At 70.3% G+C, this 24,616-nt stretch carries 21 protein-coding genes; 11 read left to right on the top strand and 10 right to left on the bottom strand.

All coding sequences use genetic code 11. The annotated features are described in order from the left end of the window. Window positions 1–124: 124 nt before the first annotated feature. The gene (locus tag U9J66_RS10485) at window positions 125–1,378 is read left to right on the top strand and encodes an LCP family protein (RefSeq protein WP_014910162.1); all 1,254 of its coding nucleotides are present in this window, start codon (window positions 125–127) and stop codon (window positions 1,376–1,378) included. A gap of 496 nt (window positions 1,379–1,874) precedes the next feature. Here the strand turns inward: U9J66_RS10485 and U9J66_RS10480 are convergent, their stop codons facing one another. Together U9J66_RS10480 and U9J66_RS10475 are read right to left on the bottom strand one after the other, a co-directional pair. Continuing rightward, window positions 1,875–3,092, bottom strand: coding sequence for an NADP-dependent isocitrate dehydrogenase (locus U9J66_RS10480; protein ID WP_014908604.1), 1,218 nt, complete (start codon window positions 3,090–3,092; stop codon window positions 1,875–1,877). A gap of 175 nt (window positions 3,093–3,267) precedes the next feature. Further along, the gene (locus U9J66_RS10475) at window positions 3,268–3,630 is read right to left on the bottom strand and encodes a DUF3017 domain-containing protein (protein ID WP_017533403.1); all 363 of its coding nucleotides are present in this window, start codon (window positions 3,628–3,630) and stop codon (window positions 3,268–3,270) included. A gap of 528 nt (window positions 3,631–4,158) precedes the next feature. Between U9J66_RS10475 and U9J66_RS10470 the strand changes: the two genes are divergently transcribed. Beyond that, entirely contained in the window at window positions 4,159–4,764 is a 606-nt protein-coding gene (locus tag U9J66_RS10470; protein WP_014909505.1) for an FHA domain-containing protein, read from the top strand. Between the two features lie 66 nt (window positions 4,765–4,830). Here U9J66_RS10470 and U9J66_RS10465 read toward each other — a convergent pair whose 3' ends face one another. The 3 genes from U9J66_RS10465 to purN are packed head-to-tail and all read right to left on the bottom strand — an operon-like array spanning window position 4,831 to window position 7,882. Continuing rightward, window positions 4,831–5,691, bottom strand: coding sequence for a bifunctional methylenetetrahydrofolate dehydrogenase/methenyltetrahydrofolate cyclohydrolase (locus U9J66_RS10465; protein WP_014909936.1), 861 nt, complete (start codon window positions 5,689–5,691; stop codon window positions 4,831–4,833). 17 nt (window positions 5,692–5,708) lie between these two features. Beyond that, entirely contained in the window at window positions 5,709–7,274 is a 1,566-nt protein-coding gene (purH, locus tag U9J66_RS10460; RefSeq protein WP_014909912.1) for a bifunctional phosphoribosylaminoimidazolecarboxamide formyltransferase/IMP cyclohydrolase, read from the bottom strand. After that, entirely contained in the window at window positions 7,271–7,882 is a 612-nt protein-coding gene (gene purN, locus U9J66_RS10455) for a phosphoribosylglycinamide formyltransferase (RefSeq protein WP_026124784.1), read from the bottom strand. Before purN ends, purH begins: the two co-directional genes overlap by 4 nt. Window positions 7,883–8,177: 295 nt before the next feature. On the opposite strand from purN, the gene U9J66_RS10450 reads away from it, so the two are divergent. The 9 genes from U9J66_RS10450 to U9J66_RS10410 all read left to right on the top strand — a co-directional run bounded on the left by U9J66_RS10450 (window position 8,178) and on the right by U9J66_RS10410 (window position 18,279). After that, on the top strand, window positions 8,178–8,570 hold the full coding sequence (locus U9J66_RS10450; protein WP_161110614.1) for a DUF4190 domain-containing protein: 393 nt from the start codon (window positions 8,178–8,180) through the stop codon (window positions 8,568–8,570). 231 nt (window positions 8,571–8,801) lie between these two features. Further along, window positions 8,802–10,469 (top strand): YveK family protein, encoded by a 1,668-nt coding sequence (locus U9J66_RS10445; protein WP_161110615.1) that lies wholly within the window; start codon window positions 8,802–8,804, stop codon window positions 10,467–10,469. 41 nt (window positions 10,470–10,510) lie between these two features. Continuing rightward, window positions 10,511–11,878 carry a ligase gene (locus U9J66_RS10440; protein WP_161110616.1) on the top strand — a complete coding sequence of 456 codons (1,368 nt, stop codon included), beginning with the start codon at window positions 10,511–10,513 and terminating at the stop codon, window positions 11,876–11,878. Further along, window positions 11,875–13,098 (top strand): aminoglycoside phosphotransferase, encoded by a 1,224-nt coding sequence (locus U9J66_RS10435; protein ID WP_014910832.1) that lies wholly within the window; start codon window positions 11,875–11,877, stop codon window positions 13,096–13,098. The genes U9J66_RS10440 and U9J66_RS10435 overlap by 4 nt, the downstream gene beginning before the upstream one ends. A gap of 82 nt (window positions 13,099–13,180) precedes the next feature. Continuing rightward, complete coding sequence (locus tag U9J66_RS10430; protein WP_161110617.1) at window positions 13,181–14,056, top strand: sulfotransferase domain-containing protein; 876 nt, start codon at window positions 13,181–13,183, stop codon at window positions 14,054–14,056. Continuing rightward, complete coding sequence (locus U9J66_RS10425) at window positions 14,026–15,549, top strand: lipopolysaccharide biosynthesis protein (protein WP_326337600.1); 1,524 nt, start codon at window positions 14,026–14,028, stop codon at window positions 15,547–15,549. Before U9J66_RS10430 ends, U9J66_RS10425 begins: the two co-directional genes overlap by 31 nt. Window positions 15,550–15,617: 68 nt before the next feature. After that, window positions 15,618–16,076 carry a polysaccharide biosynthesis protein gene (locus tag U9J66_RS10420; RefSeq protein WP_017533396.1) on the top strand — a complete coding sequence of 153 codons (459 nt, stop codon included), beginning with the start codon at window positions 15,618–15,620 and terminating at the stop codon, window positions 16,074–16,076. Next, entirely contained in the window at window positions 16,073–17,575 is a 1,503-nt protein-coding gene (locus U9J66_RS10415) for a glycosyltransferase (RefSeq protein ID WP_161110619.1), read from the top strand. The genes U9J66_RS10420 and U9J66_RS10415 overlap by 4 nt, the downstream gene beginning before the upstream one ends. 119 nt (window positions 17,576–17,694) lie before the next feature. Further along, window positions 17,695–18,279 (top strand): GNAT family N-acetyltransferase, encoded by a 585-nt coding sequence (locus U9J66_RS10410; RefSeq protein ID WP_326337599.1) that lies wholly within the window; start codon window positions 17,695–17,697, stop codon window positions 18,277–18,279. Between the two features lie 49 nt (window positions 18,280–18,328). Here the strand turns inward: U9J66_RS10410 and U9J66_RS10405 are convergent, their stop codons facing one another. The 5 genes from U9J66_RS10405 to cysD all read right to left on the bottom strand — a co-directional run bounded on the left by U9J66_RS10405 (window position 18,329) and on the right by cysD (window position 24,563). Then, window positions 18,329–19,483 carry a glycoside hydrolase family 26 protein gene (locus U9J66_RS10405; protein ID WP_326337598.1) on the bottom strand — a complete coding sequence of 385 codons (1,155 nt, stop codon included), beginning with the start codon at window positions 19,481–19,483 and terminating at the stop codon, window positions 18,329–18,331. A gap of 102 nt (window positions 19,484–19,585) precedes the next feature. Then, on the bottom strand, window positions 19,586–20,479 hold the full coding sequence (locus tag U9J66_RS10400) for a sulfotransferase (RefSeq protein ID WP_326337705.1): 894 nt from the start codon (window positions 20,477–20,479) through the stop codon (window positions 19,586–19,588). 203 nt (window positions 20,480–20,682) lie between these two features. After that, window positions 20,683–21,840, bottom strand: coding sequence for a S8 family peptidase (locus U9J66_RS10395; RefSeq protein ID WP_017533391.1), 1,158 nt, complete (start codon window positions 21,838–21,840; stop codon window positions 20,683–20,685). Window positions 21,841–22,297: 457 nt separating this feature from the next. Further along, window positions 22,298–23,566 (bottom strand): sulfate adenylyltransferase subunit CysN, encoded by a 1,269-nt coding sequence (gene cysN / locus U9J66_RS10390; RefSeq protein ID WP_017533390.1) that lies wholly within the window; start codon window positions 23,564–23,566, stop codon window positions 22,298–22,300. Between the two features lie 64 nt (window positions 23,567–23,630). After that, window positions 23,631–24,563, bottom strand: coding sequence for a sulfate adenylyltransferase subunit CysD (gene cysD / locus U9J66_RS10385; RefSeq protein ID WP_017533389.1), 933 nt, complete (start codon window positions 24,561–24,563; stop codon window positions 23,631–23,633). Window positions 24,564–24,616: the final 53 nt, after the last annotated feature.

The raw sequence follows: 24,616 nt of genomic DNA, 5'->3' as shown, positions 1-24,616 counted from the left end.
TCCCGGTTCGCTCGCCGACGGCCGCCGGCGGCGAACGATTCGAACCGGACTACCCTGTCAGCGATCACAAGGGACAAAGGACACACCGAGCGGCATACGGCGCCGAGCAGATAGGCGAAGACCCATGGCTGACCGACGACACCGGGACGATCCCGGCTCGACCGGCGAGCACGACAGAGGCGGCGTGTTCCGGCGCGCCGGCGACCCGGGAAAGCCGGACGAGTTCGAGAGGCTCTACCGCTCCCGTGAGTCCGAGCAGCGCGTGGTGGGAGAGACCCGCCGCCTCCCCCCGGCGGACCGGGTCCCCCCGCACCGGCCGCCCCGGCGTCGTACCCACGCCGAGGGACGCGAGTACGACGGGCGCGGGATCAAGCGCAGGGCCAGGGAGCAGCGCAAACGACGGTTCCGCACCACCGCGATCATCCTGTTGGTGGTGCTCTTGGTCGCGCCGACCTCGTTCTACCTGTGGGCGAACTCCCGTCTGGAGCGCGTGGACGCGCTCCAGGACTACGACGGCCGTCCCGACCGGGCCCGCGGCACCACCTACATGATCGTGGGCTCCGACAGTCGTGACGGGCTGGACGACGACCAGATCCGTGAGCTGTCCACCGGTCGCGCCGAGGGACGTCGCACCGACACGATCATGGTCCTGTACATGCCCCGCGACGGTGACCCCACCATCGTCAGCGTGCCGCGCGACTCCTACGTGCCGATGCCCATCCCCGGATACGCCGACAACAAGATCAACACGGCCTTCGCGGACTCGGTGTGCGGCACCGACGAGGAGGGCGAGGAGATCTGTGGCGGCCCCGCTCCCCTGGTGGAGGCGTTCGAGCGCGCCTCGGGCGTGCGGATCGACCACTACGTGGAGATCGGCATGGGCGGCTTCGTCGACCTGGTCGACGCGGTCGGCGGCGTGGAGATGTGCCCCGAGGAGCCCATGGAGGACCCCAAGGCCGGTCTCGACATCGAGGCGGGCTGTCAGGAGATGGACGGCGGCACCGCGCTGGGCTACGTCCGTACACGAGCCACCCCCCGGGCCGACCTGGACCGGATCCAGCGTCAGCGCGAGTTCTTCTCGGCGCTGATCCAGAAGGCCAGTGCCCCCTCCACCATGTTCAACCCCTTCCGCGCGGTGCCGCTGGTGACGGCGGGCACCGACACCTTCATGGTCGACGAGGGCGACAAGCTGCGGCATCTGGCGAGCATGCTGATGGCGATGCGCGGCGGCACGCAGACGACCGCGGTTCCGGTCGGCGAGACCCCCACCCTGGACGGCGTGGGCTCGGTCGTGCTGTGGGACCAGGCCAGGTCGGAGATGATGTTCGACGCGATGCGCGAGGGCGAGCCCATCCCCGAGGAGGCCATGCAGGATTGATCCCCCTCCGGGCGGGCGGAGGTCCGCCCGGAAAGGACGAAGGGCCCGTCACCGAGGTGACGGGCCCTTCTTCATGACGTTCCGTACTGTGCGCGCCTACCCCCCAGCGGGCGCACGGCCGGCACGTCGGTCATGGTGGCTCGGGGGCCGCGAGGCCGCCCTGGCCTGCCGGTTCTCACCGGCGTGACTCCACAATAAGTCAAAGTTCATGAAAGGCGCGAATCGGATCCACGTGTCCTACGTCGCATTGGCACCATGAGTCCCACGCCGACCCCGTCATCCTCCCACCTCGAGGACCTCCGTGTCGCCCGAACACGGGAAACACGCCGAGGAAGTCCGTCACTTCCGCGGTCGCGAACCCCCGCGAACACGGCGTTCCGCGCGTCTCACCCGCTGAGATCCGGGAACGACGACGCCCGGGCGCCCCCTCACCGGGACACCCGGGCGTGACCGGTGTCTCACTCGGGTCGTCGGCTCACGACGACCGTGGTGGGACCTAGGCGAGACGCTTGCTCAGGTTCTCGTCCAGAGCGGCGAGGAACTGCTCGGTGGTCAGCCACTCCTGCTCGGAGCCGACCAGCAGCGCCAGGTCCTTGGTCATCTGGCCGCCCTCGACGGTCTTGATGACGACGTCCTCGAGGGTGTTCGCGAACTCGATCACCTTCGGGGTGTTGTCCAGCTTGCCCCGGTGCTCCAGACCGCGGGTCCACGCGAAGATGGAGGCGATCGGGTTGGTCGAGGTGGGCTTGCCCTGCTGGTGCTGGCGGTAGTGACGGGTCACGGTGCCGTGGGCGGCCTCGGCCTCGACGGTGCGGCCGTCGGCGGTGCGCAGCACGGAGGTCATCAGGCCCAGGGAGCCGAAGCCCTGCGCGACGGTGTCGGACTGGACGTCACCGTCGTAGTTCTTGCAGGCCCAGACGTAGCCGCCCTCCCACTTGAGCGCGGCGGCGACCATGTCGTCGATGAGACGGTGCTCGTAGGTGAGGCCCGCGGCGGCGAACTTCTCCTTGAACTCGGCCTCGAAGATCTCCTCGAACACGTCCTTGAACATGCCGTCGTAGGCCTTGAGGATGGTGTTCTTGGTCGACATGTAGACCGGGTAGTTCCGGTCCAGGCCGTAGTTGAGGCTGGCCCGGGCGAAGTCCTCGATGGACTTGCGGTAGTTGTACATGCCCATGGCGACGCCGCCCGCCTCGGGGAACTCGGCGACGTCGAACTCGACCGGCTGGCTGCCGTCGGCCGGGGTGTAGGTCATGGTGACCGTGCCGGGGCCGGGGACCTTGAAGTCGGTGGCCTTGTACTGGTCGCCGTGGGCGTGACGGCCGATGATGACCGGCTTGGTCCAGCCCGGCACCAGCCGCGGCACGTTCTCACAGATGATGGGCTCGCGGAAGACGACGCCACCGAGGATGTTGCGGATGGTGCCGTTGGGCGACCGCCACATCTTCTTGAGGCCGAACTCCTCGACCCGGGCCTCGTCCGGCGTGATGGTGGCGCACTTGACGCCGACGCCGTGCTCCTTGATGGCGTTGGCCGCGTCGACGGTGATCTGGTCGTCGGTACGGTCGCGCTCCTCGATGCCCAGGTCGTAGTACTTCAGGTCGACGTCGAGGTAGGGCAGGATCAGACGGTCCTTGATGAAGGACCAGATGATCCGGGTCATCTCGTCGCCGTCGAGCTCGACTACGGGGTTTTCGACCTTGATCTTGGCCATGGCTGTGCGGCTGTCCCTTCAGTCTTCGCCGCCTCGTGCGGCGGAGCGGCGGCGCCGGTTCGTGACCGGTGCCGCTCCGCGCGCGGCGATCCCTGATCCCGCCCGGTGTCCGTGTCATCCGGGGAGGCGGCGCTTATCGGTGTCGCGGTATCTCGACATCAAGCTTATTAGACGCTCATGAGGAGAGTTGCGGCGCCACCCATGCCAGGACGATCAGAAGGACCGCGAGGGTCACCAGTGTGAGCAGATCGACCCATCGGCGCCGCACCGCCAGCAGTCCGATCCAGTCCTTGGGCAGCACCAGACGGAAGGTCGCGGCGAGCAGCAGCGCCCCCGCGATGATCGCCGGTCCCCGTTTGAAGTAGGCGGCGGCCACGACCACGATCCCCGCCGCCAGGGTGGACAGCACCAGCGCGTAGGGGACCTGGGAGAGCCAGTACGGCACCGCCCTCCGGACCGGGGCCTTCCTCTCGCCCGCGCCGTCGTCGGGGATGTTCCCGTCCGACCCCGCCACCTCAGCCTGCTCCGCGTCGTTCACCGCGTCCCGACCTGTTCGCTTCCGAGTTGCCTGGCCGCCTCGCGGCTCGTTCTCACGGTCTCTCCCGGGCCGCCGGCCCGGATCGGCCATCCTTCGTCCGGGACTCTGTCCGAAACCGAACGGCGCTCGACCACGGCTCACGTTCGGGAGGCTCCGGCCGATCCCCTCTGAGATCGCGTTCCGCCCTGGGAGGGACCGCGCCCATTGTAGTGTCCGGCCCCGGTGACACCTCAGGTCTCACCGAAACGGACCCACTTCCCTAGTGAGGCTCCGGCGACCGTTTCCCGCTTCCGGTTCGGCCACAAGACCGTAATCCCGGGCCTTATCCCCCTAACTGCGGGGTAAGCGCGTAGAACACGTACCAGCCGGGTAACCCAGCTGGAGATTGAGTGCACCGGTGAGCGAGGACCTACCCCCATGAAGCCCACGCGTCGTATCGATCGGACCGCCACCCCACGTCAACCCGCCCTCCCCCACCGCCGCTCCTACCCGCACCGACCGCACACCGGCGGTTCGGGGGGATCCGCCGTGGAGGGCCCCTACCTTCGTGTCGAGGAGACCGGAGAGGTCCGCCCCCTCGCGGACGAGGTCACCACCGTCGGCCGCGGCGAGGGGACCGACATCCGTCTGGACGACCAGAGCGTCTCCCAGCTGCACGCCGAACTGATCCGCCGCGGACCCTACGTCTACGTGGTGGACCTGGGTCTGTCCCGTAACGGCACTCGTGTCAACGGCCGCCCGATCGCCCGGCGGGTCCTGGAGGAGGGCGACGTCGTCAGCTTCGGCACCGCCCGTTGTCGGATCGGCGGGCTGCCCAAGGAACAGTTGAGCCCCGACAAGGTGCTGCGTCGCGGTGCCACCCCCGAGCTGACCCGACGCGAGCTGGACGTGCTCACCGCCCTGTGCCGCCCGGCCCTGTCCGAGGAGGCCTTCGTCGCCCCCGCCACCGCCCGCGACATCGCCGAGGCCCTGGTGGTCACCGAGGCGGCCGTCAAACAGCATCTCCTGCGGCTCTACCAGAAGTTCCGCATCCCGGAGGGGCAGAACCGGCGTACCCGTCTGGCCAACGAGGTGGTCGCCCTGGGGTTGGTCCGGCCGATGCCGGTGGGAGACCACTCGCGTCGCGCCGTCTGAGCCCGTGCCCGGCACACCGAAGGGGCGACCCCATGCGGGACCGCCCCTCGCCGTGGACCGGTGCGCTCAGGACCGGGCCGCGGCCTGACGCTCGGCGGCCTCGACCACGTTGACCAGCAGCATCGCCCGGGTCATCGGGCCCACTCCCCCGGGGTTGGGGGAAAGGTGCCCGGCGACGCCCTCCACGCCCGGGGCCACGTCTCCGACGAGACCGGCCTCGGTGCGCGAGACGCCCACGTCCAGCACGGCCGCCCCCGGCTTGACCATGTCGGGGGTGATCAGCCCGGGCACCCCGGCTCCGGCGACGATGACGTCGGCCTTACGGGTGTGCTCGGCCAGGTCACGGGTGCCGGTGTGGCACAGGGTGACGGTGGCGTTCTCCGAACGGCGGGTGAGCAGCAGCCCCAGGGGGCGGCCCACGGTGACGCCGCGTCCGACCACGACGACCTCCGCGCCCTTGAGCGGCACGTCGTAGCGGCGGAGCAGCTCCACGATGCCGCGCGGTGTGCAGGGCAACGGGGCCTCCTCCATGAGGACGAGCCTGCCCAGGTTGACCGGCTGGAGACCGTCGGCGTCCTTGACCGGGTCGATCAGGTCCAGCACGCGCCCCTCGTCCAGCCCCTTGGGCAGGGGGAGCTGCACGATGTAACCCGTGCACGCCGGGTCCTCGTTGAGCTCGTGGACGGCCCGCTCCACGTCCGCCTGGGTGGCGTCCGCGGGCAGGTCGCGACGGATGCTGGCGATGCCCACCTGGGCACAGTCCCGGTGCTTGCCGCGCACGTAGGAGTGGCTGCCGGGGTCGTCCCCCACCAGTACGGTCCCCAGCCCGGGGGTGATCCCCTGGGCGTGCAACCGCGCCACCCGCCCGGCCAGATCCTCCTTGATGGCCTTGGCGACGGCCTTTCCGTCCAGAACGATCGCGCTCATGCGTTGCTCCTGCTCGGTTAGTGGAAGAAGTGGCGGGTGCCGGTGAGGTACATCGTGACCCCGGCGGCCTCGGCGGCGGCGATCACCTCGGCGTCGCGGACCGAACCGCCCGGCTGGACGACGGCGCGGACGCCGGCCTCGGTGAGGATCTCCAGACCGTCCGGGAAGGGGAAGAAGGCGTCGCTGGCGGCCACGGCGCCCTTGACCCGGTCTCCCGCTCGGGAGACCGCGAGCCGGGCCGAGTCGACCCGGTTGACCTGGCCCATGCCGACACCGACGGTGGCGCCGTCGGCGGCGAGCAGGATCGCGTTGGACTTGACCGCGCGCACGGCGGTCCAGGCGAAGGCCAGGTCGGCGAGCGTGGCCTCGTCGGCGGGGGTGCCGGTGGCCAGGGTCCAGGTGGCGGGGTCGTCGCCCTCGGCGTCGACGACGTCGGTGTCCTGGACCAGCAGACCGCCACTGACCTGACGGAACTCGCGGCGCGGCCCCTTGGCCGGGTCGGCGACCACCAGCAGGCGGATGTTCTTCTTCGCCGACAGGGTCCGGACCGCCTCGTCCGAGAAGCCCGGAGCGACGACGACCTCGGTGAAGATCTCGGCGATCTGCGCGGCCACCTCGGCGTCGACCTCGCGGTTGGCGGCGATCACCCCGCCGAACGCGGAGACCGGGTCGCCCGCGTGCGCCTTGCGGTGGGCCTCGGCGAGGTCGGTGCCCACGGCGATACCGCACGGGTTGGCGTGCTTGATGATGGCCACGCACGGCTCGTCGAAGTCGTAGGCGGCGCGCAGGGCGGCGTCGGCGTCGACGTAGTTGTTGTACGACATGGCCTTGCCGTGCAGCTGCTCGGCGCCGGCGAGACCGCCGGAGGCGCCGACCTCGGTGTAGAGGGCGGCCTTCTGGTGCGGGTTCTCGCCGTAGCGCAGACCGCTCTCACGGGTGTACACCGAGGCGCGGAAGGCGGGCAGGCCGCCCTCGTCCGTCTCCGTGTCGGGGGCGTAGGCGGTCGCGAACCACTCGGCGACCGCCGCGTCGTAGGCGGCGGTGTGCTGGAAGGCCAGCCCGGCCAGGGCCTTGCGCCGGTCCAGGGTGAAGCCGCCGGCCCGGACCGCCTCCAGTACGGAGTCGTAGGCGGCGGGGTCGACCACGATCGCGACGCTGCCGTGGTTCTTGGCGGAGGCGCGCACCATGGCCGGACCGCCGATGTCGATCTTCTCGATGCAGTCGGCCTCGGAGGCACCCGAGGCGACGGTGTCGGAGAAGGGGTAGAGGTTGACCACGACCAGATCGAAGGGGGCGATGCCCAACTCGTCGATCTTGGCGACGTGGTCGGGGTTGTTCCGGTCGGCGAGCAGGCCCGCGTGCACGGAGGGGTGGAGGGTCTTGACCCGGCCCTCCATGATCTCGGGGAAGCCCGTGACGTCCTCGACCGGGGTGACGGGCACGCCCGCCGCGGTGAGGGTGGCGGCGGTGGAGCCGGTGGAGACGATCTCCACCCCGGCCTCGGCCAGACCCGCGCCCAGGTCGGTCAGACCGGTCTTGTCGTACACACTGATCAACGCACGCCTGATGGCCTGCTGGGTCACCGGTTCTCCTTCGTGTCGGTGCGGCCGAACCGCACGTGCCTGCCGTCGACGGTCCAGCCTTCACGGGCGAGCCGGCCGACCGTGTCGACCAGCATCCGCCGTTCCACGACCTTGATCCGTTCGTGGAGGCCGGACTCGTCGTCTCCGTCCTCGACGGGCACCGCGACCTGGTCGATGATCGGCCCGGAATCGACGCCCTCGTCGAGGAAGTGGATGGTGGTGCCGGTGATGCGGACACCGTGGGCGAGCGCGTCGCGTACCGCGTGCGCGCCGGGGAAGGAGGGGAGCAGGGCCGGGTGGATGTTGACCGCCTGGTGCCGGCCGACGACGGCGGGCCCCAGGATGCGCATGAAGCCGGCGGAGACGACCAGATCGGGTGTGTACTCGGCGATCCGGTCGGACATGGCCGTATCCCATTCGGCACGGTCGGCGTAGGCGCGGAAGGGGACCACGAAGGTGGGCACCCCCGCCTCCCGGGCGACCTCGATACCGCGTGTTCCCTCGCGATCCGTACCGACTGCGACGATCTCGACCCCGTAGTCGGGGTCCTTCGCGGCCTCCATCAGAGCGGCCATGTTGCTGCCCGCCCCGGATATGAGAACCACCACTCGCGCGGACAAAGCGTGCTTCTCCCTCACGTGTAGAAGAACGATGCGGAGAGGCCCGAGGCCCTCCGCTCCCGGGGGCGCCGGGGGACGGCGCGGCATCCGGAATGCGCGTACGTCCGGCGCACACGCCGGACCTGGGCCTACTCGGCCCGTCCGCGTTCCCACCCTATCGGTCCGGGTAGCGTCTACCCCACGCGGACCTCAGTTCCATTCGCGTCCAAGACGACCCCGCGCCGCTCCGGCGCCGCGGACCACGGCGCCCCGCCCCGCACGGTGCCATCGAAGGAGTGAACCTGTGACCGACCACAGCCCGGAGCCCCGGACCGACGGCCAGCCACCGAAGGTGGAGCGAGGCGGCTTCTGGGGGCTGTTCCTCGGGTTGGCGGGTTTTCTGTTCCCGCCCTACAGCGGAGTCCTGTCCGCCTTCGGCCTGGTGCAGGGGCTACGCGCCCGCCGAGCGGCCAGAGCCCACGGCTCCGAGGCCCCCGGCGCCCTGGCGAGTATGGCCGTGGGCATGGTGGGCGTGGTCCTCTCCGCGTCGATGATCGCCGTGCTGTTCGTCTACAACGGGCCGGCCACCGAGTACCGGGACTGTTCGGCACGGGCCCAGACGGTCTCCAGCCAGAAGGAGTGCGACCAGGCCTGGGAGTCCGAGACCGGGCTGCCCACGGCGATCGCCGGAGGGTAGGTCCGCGGGCGCGTGCGCGCGGGGCGTCGGGAGATCCCGGCGCCCTTTTTCATGCTCGAAGAAGCTTGATGTCCGCTTTATCCGATCGATTCTCCCCCTCGACCCTCGGTTTCCGGACAGTTTCGGAAGGGAAAAGGCCGTTTCTCAAACCGTCGGGCAGACCCAAAGGGATTACACTTAGTATGCAATCACTTACTAAAAGTGCTGCCATGTCTGTGTGGAGAGGACCCGATGGCCACCGACGTCCCCGGCCCGTCCGGACCGGAACTGAAGGAGTACACCGCACTCTTGAGGCGCCGCCGGCGGCTCGTGGTCGCGGGTGTGCTGGGCGGACTGGTCCTGGCCACCGCGGGGGCGTTCGCCGTGCCCTCCACCTACACCTCCGTCACCGCCGTCCAAGTGCACCCGACCGGCATGGCCGAGTTCACCGGGGAGCGCTCCGGCCGCCTGACCGGCGACGTCAACCTCGACAGCGAGGCCCAGGTCGTCCTCTCCGACCGGGTCGCCGGCGCCGCCGCCGAGGAGATCCCCGGCTCCCCCTCGGCCGAGGACGTACGCGAACACGTCGACGTGACCGTCCCGCCCAACAGCAACATCATGGAACTGCACTACTCCGCCCGCTCCCCGGAGACCGCGCGCACGGGTGCCGCCGCCCTCGCCGACGCCTACCTGGAACAGCGTGGAACGCAGGTCCGGAACCTCATCGACGGCCATCTGGAGACCCTGCGGGCCGAACAGCAGGAGCGTTACGACGCGCTGTCCGAAACCGCCCCCGGCGACTCGAACGCCGGTGAGAGCGCCCGCGCCGACGCCCTCCGGCAGGAGATCGGCGACCTCGGCAACATGATCGGCCCGCTCGGCGCCCTGCGGGAGACGGTCTCCCCCGGTCAGGTCCTCACCCCGGCCGACCTGCCCGCCTCGGCCTCCTCCCCGATCCCGGCACTGTGGATCGTCGCGGGCGCGGCCCTCGGGCTCCTGGCCGGGCTCCTGACGGCCGTCGTGCGCGACCGGCTGGACCCGCGCCTGCGCGACACCGAGGACACCGCCCGGATCGCCGGCCTGCCCGTCCTGTTGGACCTGTCCACTCCCGGCACGGACCCCGACCGGACCCCGGGGCTGCTCACCGAGGCCGACCCCGACGGGCGGCGCGCCGACGAACTCGCCCACCTGATCCGTGCCCGCGCGTCCGTCGGAGGGGCCTCCGTGGTCGACGGAGTGTCCGCTTCCGGCCAGGTGATCGTGGTCACGGGCACCACTCCCGGGCGTTCGGGGATCGCCGCCGCCGTGAACCTGGCCGCCGCCCTGGCCCGGGGTGGCTCCGACACCCTGTTGGTGTGCGCCGACCCGCGCGCCGACTCCATGAACGCCCTCCTCGGGCTCGACGAGGGCCCCGGTCTGGCCGAGATCCTCGTCGACGGCGAGAACCCCGACGACCTGGTGGTCCGCCCCTCCGGGCTCCCCCGTCTGCGCGCGCTGCGGTACGGCCGTCCGGGCGTCACGGCCCCGTTCCAGGGCGGCGCCGCCGAGCTCGTCGACCTGCTCCGTCCCCGCGCCGAGTTCGTGGTCATCGTGACCGCCTCCGCCGGAGAGCGCGCCGACGCCCACGCGCTGGCCGCCCACGCCGACCTGCTGCTCCCGGTGGTGGAGCTGGGCCGGAGCCGCCGCGAGGTCCTGAACGAGCTGATCACCGCCGGCTCCCGCTTCGGGGTGGCCGTGCCCGGCTCGATCACGGTCCCCCGTCAGCCCGCGCCCGCCCCCCTGCCCGAGTCCGTCCCGTCCGCGCCCCCGCGGCCCGCCGAGGCCGACACGTCCGAGGCCGAGAAGGACGAGGAGACGAACGGATCCGACTCGACCCCCTCCGTCGGCGCCGGGGCCGCCTCCGCGGGATCCCGACGTTGACGGCCCGGGGCCGGGCCGTCCGAGGGACGCGTCCGAAAGGGGTGGCCTGGGAGGTCGCGCCCGCGCGCGGCCTCGCCCCGGTCACCGGACGACCTCTGATCTGGCTGCTCGCCGGCTATCCCCTGTGGTGGGCTCTGGGCATGGGCCAGTTCGCCTACTGGCTGTTCGCCGTACCGATGTTCGCCGAGCTGGTCCGGCGGCACCGGACGGTGGGCCTGCGGGTCCCCCCGTGGTTCTGGGTGTGGGGCCTGTTCCTGGTGTGGACCCTGCTCGGTCTGGCCCTGGTGCCCCTGACGATGCCGGGGACCGTCCCCGAGAGCGGGGGCTTTCCGGGGGCGATCCTCAGAGCGGTCAACTACCTCGTGCTGACCGTGGTGATGCTCTACATCGGCAACCTCACCGAGCGTGAACTGCCGGTGCGCCGCGTCGTGTGGGCCCTGGCCGTGCTGTGCCTGGTCACCGTGGCCGGCGGCTACCTGGGGATGCTCGCGCCGCGGTTCGAGTTCACCGCGCCGCTGGAGTACCTGATGCCCGGATCCCTGGTCTCCGACCCCTACATGCAGACGTTGATCCATCCGGCCTCCGCCCAGGTCATGGACATCTTCGGCTACGAATCGGCCCGGCCGAAGGCCCCCTGGGAGTACACCAACATCTGGGGCTACATGCTGTCCCTGCTCCTGGTGTGGCTCGTACTGGGGTGGATCCTCCAACGGACCGGGCCGGTCCGCTGGGCCGCGCTGATCGTCGTCGTGGCCTCGGTGGCCCCGGTCGTCCACTCGCTGAACCGCGCGCTGTGGGCCGGCCTGGTCCTCTCGGTGCTCTTCGTCGCCGTGCAGGCGCTCCGCCGGGGTCGGGTGGTCCCGGTCCTGGCCGGCACGGTCGCGATGCTCTTCCTGATGGCGGGCCTGTTCCTGTCCCCCCTCGCCGACGTCGTGCGCGCGCGGGCGGACAACCCCCACAGCGACGACGGCCGCGCCGCCACCAACTCCGCCTCCGTCGAGGCCGCCGACCTCTCCCCCATCGTGGGGTGGGGCACCACGCGGGAGTCGTTGGGCAGTTCCGACTCGATCGCGGTCGGCCCCACCGCCGAGTGCCCCGGCTGCGGTCAACACGTGATCGGCAACGCCGGTCAACTGTGGATGACGCTCATCGCCGGTGGTTGGGTCGGCACGGCCCTGTTCGTGGCCTTCTTCGTCCTGGTCGCGTGGCGCTACCGTTCCGCGACCACCCTGGTCGGGCAGGGAGCCCTGCTGACCGTTCTGCTGCTGTTCTGGTACATGTTCTTCTACGTCGCGCTCATGTCCCCGCTCGCCGTCACCATGATCGCCGTCGCCCTCCTGTGGCGCGTCGAGGAACCGAGGGTGTCGGCACGACGGGGACCCGCGCGCACCGGCGGGGGTGCCTGGTGACCACAGAGACCACCTACCTGACCGATCTCGCCGCCGTGCTGTGGCCCTGCGGCGGACTGCTCGGTACCGGAGACGGAGGCCCTCGCAACGCGCCTCCCCGGCGCCGGGGGCACCAGTACCTGCCGGTGCCCAGCGCGCACAACCCGAGGGTGATCCTGCCCGTGCACGACCGCTCGGCGGCCACCCGGGGCATCACCTCCTTCGCGCAGAACCACTCCCTGCGCGAGCGCCTGCGCACTCTGCTGCTGACCGGGGCCTTCGCCAGCGGGGTGGCCCCGCTCCTGCTGCGCGACCGGCTGTACGTGGGCGCCGGCCCGGGGATCGAGCACGCGCTCGCCGCCGCGCTGGACCGCGATCTGTCCATCGCGATCCACCTGGGACCGCCGCGCGCCAACCGCAAACCGGTCCTGCTGTTGTTGACCCCCGGCGGGCGGACCATCGGCTACGCCAAGGTCGCGGTCAACGAGCTCACCGGCCGGCTGGTCCGGGCCGAGGCCGAGGCGCTCCGGCTGCTGTCGGAGGCGAGACTGCCGGACGTGACGGTGCCCCGTCTCCTCTACGAGGGCGAGTGGAACGGACAGCCTCTGCTGGTGCAGGAGGGGCTCCCGGTGGGCGGCCAGACCGACCGCCCCACCCGACACCAGCTCCTGCGCTGCGTCACCCGGATCGTCTCCGTGGCCCCGGTGACCGAACGCCGACTCTCGATGAGCCCCTACCGGAGCGCGCTGGACGAACGGATCGCCAAGCTCGGCTCCCGGCCCGAGGTGGGCCCTCTGCGCGCCGCGCTGCAACGCCTCCCGGACGTGTCCCTGTGCTTCGGCGCCTGGCACGGCGACCTCACCAGATGGAACATCGCCGGCACCGCGAGACGGGCGTTCGTCTGGGACTGGGAACGCCTGTCCTTGGACGCCCCCGCCGGGTTCGACGCCCTGCACTACGACCTCAACGAATGCGTTCAGGCCGGGGTCCACCCGGGGGTGCACCGCTGGCTGGACAGCGGCGCGCGGCTTCTGCGCGACCCTCTCCTGGCCGAGCTCGGAGTACGGCCCAACACGGTCTCCACCGTGATGGCCCTGTACCTGATCGACCTGGCCACCCGCTACCTGCACGACCGTCAGGCGGAGAGCGGAGGTCACCTCGCCGCCGTCGACGACTGGCTGCTCCCCGCCCTGGAGGGGCTCCAGGAACGAGCCGCCCACGAGGCCGTCCACACCGGTTGAACGACCGATGTCATCGGACGGCACGCGTCCCGACCCCGTCGTCGCCGCGGCGGGGCCACGTCTCACAACGAAGGAGCTCGCGATGTCCCGGGCCACCTCTGCGCTGAATCGCCTGGCCGTCCCGGCCCGGCGCGCCCTGCTACCGATCGCCGACGGGCTGGGGGGCGTGACCAGTCCGGCGAGGGCCCTGCCGGACTTCCTCATCTGCGGAGCCCAGCGGTCGGGCACCACCTCGCTGTTCAAGGCCCTGTGCTCGCACCCCGCGATCTCCGGTCCGACCCTGCGCAAGGGGGTCCACTACTTCGACACGGGATACCACCGCGGCCTGTCCTGGTACCGCTCGCACTTCCCTCTGCGCGGCGGCCTGCGGTCCCGGTGGGGACGACCGCGGACCCTGGTCTTCGAGTCCAGCCCGTACTACCTGTTCCATCCCCTGGCCCCGGAGCGGATCGCCCGCGAACTGCCCGGGGTCAAGGTCGTGGTGCTCCTGCGCGATCCGGTCGAGCGGGCCTACTCCGCGCACGCCCACGAGACCGCCCGGGGCTTCGAGACCGAATCCTTCGCGCGCGCGATCGAATTGGAGCCGGAGCGTCTGGCGGGCGCCGAGGAGCGTCTGATCGAGGACCCGGGCCACTACTCCCATTCCCACCAGCACCACGGGTACGTGGCGCGCGGACACTACGTGGATCAACTGCTGCGCATGGAGGCCCGGTTGGGGCGGGATCGCATGCACGTGGTGGACTACGCCGACCTGTTCGACGGAACCTCCCGCGCGTTGGAGGAGATCGTCCGCTTCCTGGGCCTGCCCACCACCCCCATGGCCGCGCCCGGCCGCCACAACGCCCGTAAGCGCTCGGTGATGCCGGACTCCCTGCGCGCCGAACTCACCGCCCGGTTCACCGAGAGCGACGCCCGCCTCGCCGACTGGTGGGGGCGCACCCCCTCGTGGTCGATGTGACGTCGGCGGAACACCGCGTCGACCGCGGAACCCGCCGCGTACTGCGCGGCGGGGTGATCAACATGGCGGGCGCGGTGGTGAGCGCCGTGCTCAACCTGGCGTTGATCGTCGCGATCGCCCGCGCCTTCTCCCAGGAGACGGCGGGCCTGCTGTTCTCCGCGACGTCGGTGTTCCTGATCATGACGGCGGTGGCCAACCTGGGAGCCCCGGACGGGCTGGTGTACTTCATCGCCCGGCTCCGGGTGTTCGGCCGCCCCGGAGGCGTCCCCGCGCTGTTGCGGCTGGCCATGGGACCGGCGGTGGTGACGGCGTCCCTGGTCTCGGTGCTCCTGCTGGTGTTCGCCGACCCCCTCGCCGACGCCCTCGGCCCCGAGGAGGCCGCCGCCTACCTGAGGATCCTGGCGCTGTTCCTCCCGTTCGCGGTGCTCACCGACACGGCCCTGGCCGCGACCCGGGCCCATCACGACATGTCGGCGACCGTCCTGGTGGACCGGGTCGGTCGGCCGCTGGCGCAGCTCGCGCTGGTCGGAATGATCGCGTTGACCGGGTCGGTCGGGCTGCTGGCCCTGGCCTGGGCCGGCCCCTACCTGCCGGCGGCGGTGCTGGCCTGGTTCTGGGTGGGTCGACTCGTACGCCGCTCCGTTCCCGAGAGCGTCGCCGTGCCGCCCGACGACGAGGGCCCGGTCACCCCGGCGAGGTTCTGGGCCTTCTCGCTCCCTCGCGCCCTGGGCGGGGTCGCCCAGATGGGGGTGCAGCGGGGCGGGGTGGTGATGGTGGCACTGCTCGGCGGCCTGAGCGGGGCCGCCGTCTTCACCGCCGCCACCCGGATCATGGTGGTGGGCCAGTTCGGCACCCAGGCGGTGCTGTACGCGGCACAGCCCCGTTTCGTGGAGCTCCTGGCCTCGGAGGACCACTCGGGCGTGCGCTCGCTCTACCAGGCGGGAACGGCCTGGCTGGTGTGTCTGAACTGGCCTCTCTACCTCTCCGCGCTGGTGTTCGCCCCCGAAGTGATGCGGCTGTTCGGAGACGCGTACGCGACCGGCGCCGTGGTCCTGGTGACCGTGTGCCTCGGACAGTTGACCGGGGCGGTCCTGGGCATGGGAGACCTCGTGCTCACCATGACCGGACGCACCGGCCTGAACCTGCTCAACAACCTGCTGTCGTTGCTGGCCAACGTGGGGGTGTGCCTGCTATTGGTGCCCTCCCACGGAGCGGTGGGCGCGGCGGTGGCACTGGTGATCGCGGTACTGGTGCGCAAGACCCTGCCCCTGTGGCAGTTGCGTTCCCTGGTGGCGCTGCATCCGGTGAGTCGTCCGGTCCTGGTCGCCGTGGGCTGCGCCCTGGTGTGGTTCGGCGGACTCCCCCTGGTCGTGGAGGCGATGACCGGGGGCGGACTTCCGGCCCTGGGGATCTCCATCGCCGCGGGCGTCCTCGGGCACCTGGCGTCGCTGTGGTGGCTGCGCGACCACCTGTCCCTGAGGTCGTGGAGGTGAACCCGAGAGCCCCGACCCCGCACTCGCACATCCCGGTTCATGACACACGGTTATGAGTTGATCACGACATGTCTGCACGTCCGGTCCTTCTGGTGGCCTCCAGCGGCGGTCACCTCACCCAGTTGTGCTCGCTACGTCCTTGGTGGCGGGACAGAGAACGCGTGTGGGTCACCTTCCGCACGCCCGACGCCGAGGCCGCCCTCGGCGGGGAGAACGTGCGGTGGGCCTTCCACCCGACCACCCGTCACATCGGCAACCTGCTGCGCAACACGGTCCTGGCCCTACGGGTGATGGGCGGACGGCGCCCCTCCGTGGTCGTCAGCACCGGAGCCGGGGTCGCGTTGCCCTTCTTCGTGCTGGCCTGGGCGCTGCGGATCCCGACCGTCTACATCGAGGTCTACGACCGCATCGACACGCCCACTCTCACCGCCCGTCTCTGCAAGCCGTTCACCAGGCTGTTCCTCACCCAATGGGAGGAACAGCGTTCGTTCATGCCGACCGCGATCACCGTAGGACCACTCCTGTGACCGAACAGACCACACGCCCGAACCCGCACCGAGACGACGAGGACGACCATCCCGACGTGGTCGTCAGCGTCGGCACCGACCACCACGCGTTCGACCGCCTCGTGCGCTGGATCGACGACTACGCCCGCCGCCACCCGGACCTGAGGATCCTCGTCCAGTACGGGCACGGATCCGCGCCGGAGCGGGCCTCCGGCGTTCCGTTCCTGCCCGGGGACGAACTGACCGAGGCGATGCGGCACGCGAGGGTGGTGGTCGCCCATGGCGGCCCCGGCACGATCACCCAGGCCAGGTCGGCGGGCCGGATGCCCATCGTGGTGGCCAGGGACCCGGAGTTGGAGGAGCACGTCGACGACCACCAGCTGCTGTTCGTCGAACGCATGGAGGGGGCCGGCCGGATCCGCGGCTGCTCGACCGCCCAACAACTGCACACGTTCATCGACAAGGCGTTGGCCTCCCCGGAGGACTTTCGCGTGGCACCCGAGACCGACGGCGGGGCCGAGAGGGCGGCCCTGCGCGCCGGAGAGCTCATCGACCTGGTGACCGACGGCGCCACGACCGAACCGGTGACGCCCACCGCGGTCGTGGACGACACCTGGCCGGAGGTGACCGTGGTCGTCCCGACCCGGGGCCGCCCCGAACTGCTGCGCCGCACGTTGAGGGCGGTGGCCGAACAGGACTACCCGGGGCGCGTCACCACGATCGTGGTGTTCGACAACGACCGCCCCGACCCCTCCCTCGCCCTGGACGAGGGGGAACGTCGGGTCGAGGTGGTGACCAACACGCAGACGCCCGGGCTGGCGGGAGCGCGTAACACCGGGGTGCTGGCCGCCGTCACCGACCTGGTGGCCTTCTGCGACGACGACGACACCTGGCTGCCCGACAAGCTCCGCGCCCAAGTGGAGATCATGCGTTCCGAACCCGGAACGGACATGGTGTGCTGCGGGATCCGGGTGGTCTACGACAAGGTGGAGTCCGAGCGGGTCCTGGACCGCACCAGCGTCTCCTTCGGAGACCTGTTGGGTTCGCGCCTGACCGAGCTGCACCCCTCCACCTTCCTCATCCGCCGTTCGGCCATGGTGGACGGTTGCGGCGCGGTGAGCGAGGAGATCCCGGGCAGCTACGCCGAGGACTACGAGCTGCTGCTGCGTCTGGCGCGGCGGGGGCCGATCCGCAACATCCCCGAGGCGGGCGTACGGGTGCTGTGGCATCGCAAGTCCTTCTTCGCCGAACGTTGGCAGACCATCTCCACCGCGCTGCGCTGGTTGTTGAGGCGCTACCCGGAGTTCCGTCTGGTGCCGCGCGGCTACGCCCGCATCACCGGCCAGATCGCCTTCGCCGAGGCCTCGGCCGGCCGTCGTGGGCGGGCTCTCCGCTGGATCGGCACCACCCTGCGGGCACGCCCGACCGAAGGGCGGGCCTACCTGGCGTTCCTGGTGATCTGCGGGGTGCCTCCGGGCTGGATCCTGCGCATGCTCCATCTGCGCGGCAAGGGCGTCTGAGAACGTTCGGGGCCGTCCCGTCCGGGACGGCCTCGAAATACGTGGCGTCGCGGGGGGAGGGGTCACTAACCTCCGGGTGAGGCCGGCGGTTCCGCCGGTGGGTTCGAAGGGGGAGGCACATGATCAGAGAGGCCACGGTCGCGGACGTGGAGGGGGCCGCGGACACGTTGGCGGAGGCGTTCGCCGACTATCCGTTCACACGGCACACGATCACCGCCGACGACCACCTCGCGCGGCTCCGGGAGTTCCAGCGGATCTTCCTCGCCGAGGTCGGTCTGCCGCACGGGCGCGTCCACGTCTCCGATGACCTGGCCGCCGTCGCCGTGTGGTCGACCCCGGACTCGGGTGGGGCCGACGTCACGCTGGAACGGCTCCTGCCCACCCTGATCGAACTGGCCGGGGACCGGGCCGACGCCTACGCCTCGGCGGAGGCGACCATGGAGCGCCACCGCCCGACCGGACCGGTGTGGTTCCTGGGCACGGTCGGGGTCCGCCCCGACGCCCAGGGGCGCGGACTGGGCCGAGAGGTCGTTCGCGCCGGTCTGCGCGAGGCCGACGCCGGCGGCGTGCCCGCCTTCCTGGAGACCTCCGCCCGGGGGAACGTGCGCCTGTACGAGTCTCTGGGGTTCACCGTCGACGCCGAGTACGACCTTCCCGACGGCGGTCCGCGTACCTGGGCGATGTCCCGGCCCGTGGGGGGCTGAACGGTCGGGGAGGACGCCGGCCGCGCCCGACCGGTGCCCTCCCCGACCGTCAGTCCTGTTCCCGCCCCTGCTTGCGCCGCTCGGCGAAGTCGACCAGTTCGCGTACCCGGTCGGGCAGGTTCACGTACGGGTCCTGGCCGGCCAGCTTGAAACCGCGCAGGGCGTGGGGGTTGACGCTCACACGGAAGTCGCAGCCCTCGGAGACCTTGTTGTCCCAGAGCTTGACCGCGCGGACGCGCTCGTAGCGTTTGAGGACCTCGGGGATCTCGGCGTACCACTCGTAGGTCTCGGTGGCCCCGATGTCGGTGGTGCCCATCTCGCCGATCATGACCGGTTTGGTCGGGTCGATCCCGTGCTCGGGCCCCTCCCGTTGGATCCACTCGTAGGCGGGGGCCAACGCCTCCTCGAAGGAGACCACGTGGTTCCAGTTCGGCTGGGAGTCGCAGTCGGTCATGTTGTAGGCCTCCCAACTGAGCCAGTCGACGTAGTCGTTGCCCGGCCAGAGCCCGGGGAGCCGGTCGAGGTTGTCGGGCCAGCCGGTCACGTTCCACACCCAGACGGCGTTGTCGGCCCCCTCTCGCCGGTACAGGTCGACGATGTGCCGCCAGGATTCGACGAACTCCTCGGGGGTGCCTCGACGGTTGTAGCGTCGGTTGGCGTCGGCCTCGTGGTCGAAGGTGATGAAGTAGGGGACCCCGGTCTCGGCGACGGCGCGTGCCTGGGAACGGAGGGAGTCGTCGAACTCTCCGGCGATGATCTCCCGGTAGGGGATGTCCGGACGGCCGGGAGAGCCGAAACGGCGCGCCTCGATGTTGGTGTGGACGAAGCGGCCCTCCTCGATCATCCGCAGTTCGCGCTCTCCGGGCACCCTGGCCTGGTCGATCCCCCGCCAGGTGTAGACGATGTCCATGTTCCGGCCGACCGCCTCCTCCAGCGGTTCGACCTCGTCCTGGTAGGGGCTGGCCCCCCACCAGACGCCGCAGGAGGTCTCGAGGATCTCCGAGACGGTGCAGCCGGTCGCTCCGACCGGCGGTAGCCCGAGAAGGGCCTCCGGGTTCGGAGGTGGTCGCAGGGCGGTCAGGGGGCGGCCCTTCGGTGCCTTCGGCGCGTCCGCGACCGTGGGCGTGTCCCCGGCACCGGCCAGTCCCAGCGCGAAGAGGAGCGCCCCCGTCGCGGCCATGCCCCGTATCGGTCCGCCACCCATGATCCATCGCCTCCTCTTCCCCTTCGATGACACAGGGTAACAAAGGTATGACGATACGTTATTTTCCGTGCAGGCGACACCCCCTGAGCACATAGGGGGACATCAGTACCCGTAGCGCCCACGAATGGGGGCGGTGACCGCCTCGACCAGACACCGCCTCCACGGGGCGAACTCCTCGCGCCAACGGTGATCCGCCCGGACACCCACCGGGCCGGACCGGAAGCGCATCGGGTTCCCGGAGACCGCGTGTCCCTCGGTCGGCTCCACCCCCGCGCCCCCCAGGTCGAGCGGCGGACCGTCGTGGCCCACGAAGTCGGCGATCCGGCCGAACTCCCGGTCGGGATCGGCCACGAAGTCCTCGTAGCGGACCCTGAGCGTGGCCACCCCTCGCCGCGCCAGCGCGTCCAGGGTGGCGTTCTGGGTCATCCACTGGACCGCCGCACGGCCCGCGGAGTAGCGCGCCATCTCCTTCTCCCGGCTGTCGGGCGAGGCGTCGGGGCGGGCCACCCTCCTGCCCCAGGAGTGGGCCACCGCCCGAGGGTCGCGCACCACGTGCAGAAGGCGCATCCGGTCGCCGTACCCGCGCCGCAGGCAGGCCGCGAGGGAGGCGTGCTTGCTCGCGTCGACGACCACCCGCGCCCCGGAGACCTCCGCCACCGCCCCGTGGAGCCGGTGGTAGAGGTCGACGTAGAGGCGGCCGCGCGTCGCGAACACGCCGTTCCCCCACTCTTCGTCGAGCAGGGCCGGCAGGAAACGGGTGCGATCCACTCCGTCCTTGAGACGCAGGACCCCGTCCACGTCCAGGCCTCCCCAGCCGCCGAAGGCCCGTTCCCCGACCTCGCTCCAGAAGCCGCAGTCGAGAAAGGCCTTCCCACAGCCGCAGCGCTCGTTCTCCAACAGCCCCCGGCGCCACAGGTGCACGGTCTCTCCGACGGAGCAGAACCCGGGCAGCTCACCGAGGAGACGTTCGATCAGGGTCGATCCGGAGCGGCCCATTCCTCCGACGAAGATCAGACGATATCCATCCACACCTTCAGGTTATTACTTTCGGTGACAGTTCATGACCGGAGGGTCGTCGGTGTCGGGGAGCCCCGGACACGACGCGGCCCCGGACCGGAGGTCTCCCTCCGGCCCGGGGCCGTCCCGTCGATCCTCACTCCGGATTGTGGACGCGCGGGGTCTCCACAGCCCGGTGGGTCCTACAGACCCTCGACGTTCAGCAGCAGGTTGACCGTGCCGCTCGGGACGCCGCTGATCTTGTCGGCACCGCCGTTGTCGATCATCCAGTCCAGGATGGTGCCCTGGTCGTCGTCACCGAGGCTGCTCTTGTACAGAGCCGCGGCGCCGGCGACGTGCGGGCTGGCCATCGAGGTGCCGCTGTAGCTGTCGGTCCCGCCACCGGGGATGGTCGACTCCACGTCCACGCCGGGGGCGTAGATGTCCACGGCCGAGCCGTAGTTGGAGAAGGAGGCCGCGCCGTCGGACGAGTCGGAGGCGGCGACCGTGACCACGCCGGAGGCGCCGCCCGGGGAGACGTTGCCCGCGTCCTGGCTCTCGTTGCCCGCGGCGACGGCCACGAACACACCGGACTCGGCCAGGGCGTTCACCGCGTCGTCGACGGCCTGCGAGGCCGGGCCGCCCAGCGACATGTTGGCGACGGCGTTCGGACCGGCGTTCTCGGCCACCCAGTCGATGCCCGCGATGACGTCGTCGTAGGTGCCGGAGCCGTCGTCCCCGAGGACCTTCACGCCGAACAGGTCGGCGCCGGGGGCGACACCGTAGCTGTCGGAACCGACCGTGCCGGCCACGTGGGTGCCGTGGCCCTGACGGTCGAGACCGTCACCGCCGGTGGCGTCGAAGCCGACCTCGGCGCGACCACCGAAGTCGGGGTGGTCCGGGTCGATGCCGGTGTCGATGATGTACGCCGAGGAGCCGGAGCCGTCGGCCTCCGTGGTGTACGAACCGTCCAGGGGCAGGTCCTCCTGGTCGATCCGGTCCAGGCCCCAGGGAACCATGGTGGTGACCTCACCGACCTGCTCGATGTAGGCGACACCGTCCTGAGCCCGCAGGTCCTCGACCTCGGACTCGCTCAGCGTGGCCGAGTAACCGTTGAGGGCCTCCTCGTAGGTGTGGTTCACCTGGTCCTGCGAGATGCCGAAGGACGAGGGGGACACCGAGGCCGTGCTGACCGAGTCCTCCAGCACGACGATCCAGTCGCTGGAGGCGGAGGCGTTGGTGTAGACCGGCGCGAGGTCGGCCGCACCGGCGCTGACGGCCCCGGAGAGGGCCATGGGGATGGTGAGCGCGCCGACCGCGACGGCGCCGATCGCGACCCTGCGAGTGGGGTGCTTCTTCACGCGGTTCCTCCTTATGAGGGAGATCGGGGGTCAGGGGTACACAGAGGGGTCCTCACCGTGCGTATTCGCCCGATTGCGACCCACCTGCGATTTGGACACTTTAGGCAGACTTGAACCGTTATTGCCAGAGCCCCAGGGATTTTTTTCTTCTCGTTTCATTCATCCCATGTCTGACACCCGGGCACGTTCACCCCTTCGATGCCTGACACCACGCCAGGTCCGACCCGCTGGACAGGCACCTAACGCCCGGTAACCCCACCCCCTCCAGAGGCCCCATTAACACCGAACCGACTGGAACCGGGGCCCGGAAAAAGACTTATGTTTCTTTTACATCTGGAAATACGACTGCAAGATCTCACCTTCGATCCGCAGGTCCGAGGGCGACTCGATCCGCCCCCGAACGCACGAGAGCGGGACCGCCCGAAGGCGATCCCGCTCTCGTGCGGCGTGGGGGAGGTCAGTCGGCCTTGACGACCATGCCCGCCCCGACGGTGACGTTGGTGGCCTCGTCGATGAGGATGAAACCGCCGGTCTGACGGTTCTTCGCGTACTCGTCCACGAACAGGGGCTGGGTGGAGCGCAGCCGCACCCGCCCGATCTCGTTGAGCGCCAGGTGGTCGGCCTGCTCGTCCCTGTGCAACGTGTTGACGTCCAGGCGGTAGCGCAGATCCTTGACCATCACCTTCGCGGTGCGGGTCGTGTGCTTCACGATGAGCTTGGAACGGGGGGTGAGTTTGCGCGCGTCCGTCATCCAGCACACCATCGCCTCGATGTCCTGGGAGACCACCGGGGTGTTGTTGGGCCGGCAGATCATGTCGCCCCGCGAGATGTCGATCTCGTCCTCCAACAGGAGGGTGACCGACATCGGCGAGAAGGCCTCGGCGACCTCGCCGTCGGCCGTCGAAATCCTGGCCACCCGGGTGGCCAGGCCGGAGGGAAGATGGACGACCTCGTCCCCCGGCTTGAGCACTCCGCCCGCGAGCCGGCCCGCGTAACCGCGGTAGTCGTGCAGTTCGGGGTCGCTGGAACGGTGCGGCCGGATCACGTACTGAACGGGGAAGCGCACGTCGATCAGATTGCGGTCGGAGGCGATGTGGACGTTCTCCAGGTGATGGAGCAGAGAGCCGCCCTCATACCACGGCATGTTCTCCGAGCGGCTCACCACGTTGTCGCCGTGCAGCGCCGAGATCGGGACGAAGGCGAGGTCGCGGGTGTCCAGTTTGGCCGCGAACTCCGCGAACTCGGCCTTGATCTCCTCGAAGCGCTCCTGGGAGTAGTCGACCAGGTCCATCTTGTTGACCGCCAGCACCAGGTGCGGAACCTGGAGCAGGGTGGCGAGGAAGGCGTGCCGGCGGCTCTGCTCCTGAAGGCCCTTACGGGCGTCGACCAGGATGATCGCCAGATCCGCCGTAGAGGCTCCGGTGACCATGTTCCGGGTGTACTGGATGTGGCCGGGGGTGTCGGCGATGATGAAGGTGCGCTTGGGGGTGGCGAAGTAGCGATAGGCCACGTCGATGGTGATGCCCTGCTCCCGCTCGGCGCGAAGGCCGTCGGTGAGCAGCGCCAGGTTGGTCTGCTCCTCGCCCCGGGCGACGCTGGTGCGCTCCACCGCGTCGAGTTGGTCCTCGAAGATCGACTTGGAGTCGTACAGCAGCCGGCCGATCAGGGTGCTCTTGCCGTCGTCGACGGAGCCCGCAGTGGCGAACCGCAGAATGTCATTGCTCATGATGCCTGGTCCTAGGTATGGAGGGGACTATCGCCTGAAAGGGGAGGTCTCGCCTGCGCGCGAGCTAGAAGTAGCCCTCGCGCTTGCGGTCCTCCATGGCGGCCTCTCCGGCCCGGTCGTCGGCGCGGGTCTGGCCGCGCTCGGTGATCCGGGTGGCCGCGATCTCGGCGATGATGTCGTCCAGCTCCACCGCGGTGGACTTGACCGCCCCGGTGCAGGTCAGGTCGCCGACCGTGCGGTAGCGCACGGTCTCGGTGAAGGGCACCTCGGTCTCGTCCCTCGGGATGATCGGGGAGGCGGCGAGCAGGATGCCGTCGCGCTCGAAGACCTCGCGTCGATGCGCGTAGTAGATCGAGGGCAGGTCCAGCCGCTCCCGCTTGATGTACTCCCACACGTCCAGCTCGGTCCAGTTGGAGATGGGGAAGACCCGGATGTGCTCACCCCGATCGATCCGGGTGTTGTACACGTTCCAGAGCTCGGGGCGCTGATTCTTGGGGTCCCACTGGCCGAACTCGTCGCGGAAGGAGAAGACCCGTTCCTTGGCCCGGGCCTTCTCCTCGTCACGACGCGCGCCCCCGAAGGCCGCGTCGAAGCCGTGCTCCTCGATCGCCTCCAGCAGCGCGGAGGTCTGGAGGCGGTTGCGTCCGGCCCAGCGGCCGGTGGGCTCGACGACCTTGCCCGCGTCGATCTGCTCCTGGACCGAGGCGATGACCAGGCGGACCCCGGCCTCCTTCACCCGACGGTCGCGGAACTCGATGACCTCGTCGAAGTTGTGGCCGGTGTCCACGTGCATGACGGGGAAGGGGATCGGCCCCGGCCAGAAGGCCTTCTCCGCCAGACGGAGCATCACGATGGAGTCCTTGCCGCCGGAGAAGAGCAGGACCGGCCGCTCGAACTCGGCCGCCACCTCGCGCATGATGAAGATCGACTCGGCCTCGAGAACGTCCAGCTGGGAGAGCTGGTAGCGCCCGAGGGTCTGCTGACTCGCCTGACCCATGGAATCCGCCTTAGAAGTACCGACACACGACCGGACCCAGGCGGAGGGTCCTT

Source organism: Nocardiopsis sp. LDBS1602 (assembly GCF_035818715.1).
GTDB lineage: Bacteria > Actinomycetota > Actinomycetes > Streptosporangiales > Streptosporangiaceae > Nocardiopsis > Nocardiopsis alba.
The sequence above is the reverse complement of the archived record's forward strand: the minus strand, read 5'-3'. Positions and strand labels throughout refer to the sequence as shown.